General features: G+C 54.5%; 1 protein-coding gene. It reads left to right on the top strand.

Features of this window, described 5'->3' with window-relative positions; translation table 11 throughout:
* Nucleotides 1–278 precede the first annotated feature (278 nt).
* Nucleotides 279–1,478, top strand: a 1,200-nt coding sequence (locus EOM25_14915) for a HAMP domain-containing protein (GenBank protein NCC26469.1), incomplete at its 3' end; no start/stop codon positions are given.

The following is a 1,478-nucleotide window of genomic DNA, read 5'->3' as shown; positions in this document are numbered from 1 at the left end:
GAGGTCATGGACCAGTCGGCCCAGGCCATCTCCGAACTGGCCCGACAGGCCGTGGAGCTCCAGGAACTCGTCCAGACCCTCAAGGAGGGTTGATCCGGCAGGCCTCATCGAGAGAAAGAGACAACCTCGGCTTGTTCCCGACTGTGAAGCCCCCTGGCCCGGCAATAAGCTGAGCCAGGGGGCTTTTCCTTGATCTTCATAACAGAACAAATTATCAAAAAAATAAAAAATTCGTCGAAACCCCGTACACCGGATAATTTTTTAGCAAGCGAGACATCATGAAAAACATACCCATCGGCATCAAATTGATCGGAGGCTTTCTGAGTCTCCTCATTCTTGTGTGTGTCGGTCTCGGCCTGATCGCGTACGATCAGTCTTCAAAGGCGGTTTTGTCCCAAGTCCAGGAAAACATCGTTCTCATGGCCGACGATGGCGCCAAGCTTGTTCGAAGCGAATTGAATTTCTATTTCGCCACCTTGGAAGGGGTTGCCAATAGAAATATTATAAAATCAATGGATTGGGATACACAACGGGAGGCCCTGGAGTCCGAGACGAAACGCCTCGGATTCCTGGGTATGGGAATCGTCGGTCTTGACGGGAACGCCCGCTACCCGGACGGCAACACGGCGTCACTGGGCGACCGGGACTATGTTCAAAAGGCCATGTCCGGAAAGACAGTCTGTTCCGACGTCATCATCAGCCGGGTCACCAATAGCCCGGTCATGATGCTGGCCACGCCAATCTACACCGGTCAGAACCGCGTCGCAGCCGTTTTGATAGCCAGGGTGGATGCCGAACTCCTGAGCCGTCTGACCGACGGAATCCACTTTGGTCAGAATGGCTACAGTTACATGATCAACGGCAAAGGTGCCTTGATCGCACACGGCAACAGGCAATTTGTCCTGGATCAGAGAAATTTCATCGAAGAATCAAAAAAGGACAAACAATACGCCAGACTCGCCTCCATGTTCGAACGTATGGTCCGGAAGGAGAGGGGGTTCGACGAATACCCCTTCATGGGTAGCGACCGCTTCTTCGGATACGCCCCCATCGAGGGCACGGACTGGTCCATTGCCGTGGGGGCCATGAAAAGTGAGGTCTTCGCCCCCATCTATAAGTTGCAGTGGATCATTCTCAGCGCATCCGGGGTATTTTTGATTCTGGGCATGGGTATGGCCCTTCTCGTCAGTCGCTCCATCACCTCCCCGGTGAGAAAGCTGAAAATCTACGCCGAGGCCGTGGCCTCCGGAAACCTGCAGGCCACGTCAGACATCGACCAGAAGGACGAGATCGGCAAGCTCAATCAAAGTATCCAAAGCATGGTCCGGACATTGAAACAGAAAATGACCGAGGCCGAGACCCAGGCACGGGATGCCGAACAGAAGGCTCACGAGTGCACTCTGGCCACTGAAGAGGCCGAACAGGCCAAGCGAGAGGCCGAACAGGCCAAGCGCCAAGGCATGCTCCAGGCTGCCGAG

The organism is Deltaproteobacteria bacterium (assembly GCA_009929795.1).
In the GTDB taxonomy this organism is placed as follows: Bacteria; Desulfobacterota; Desulfovibrionia; order Desulfovibrionales; family Desulfomicrobiaceae; genus RZZR01.
The sequence above is the reverse complement of the archived record's forward strand: the minus strand, read 5'-3'. Positions and strand labels throughout refer to the sequence as shown.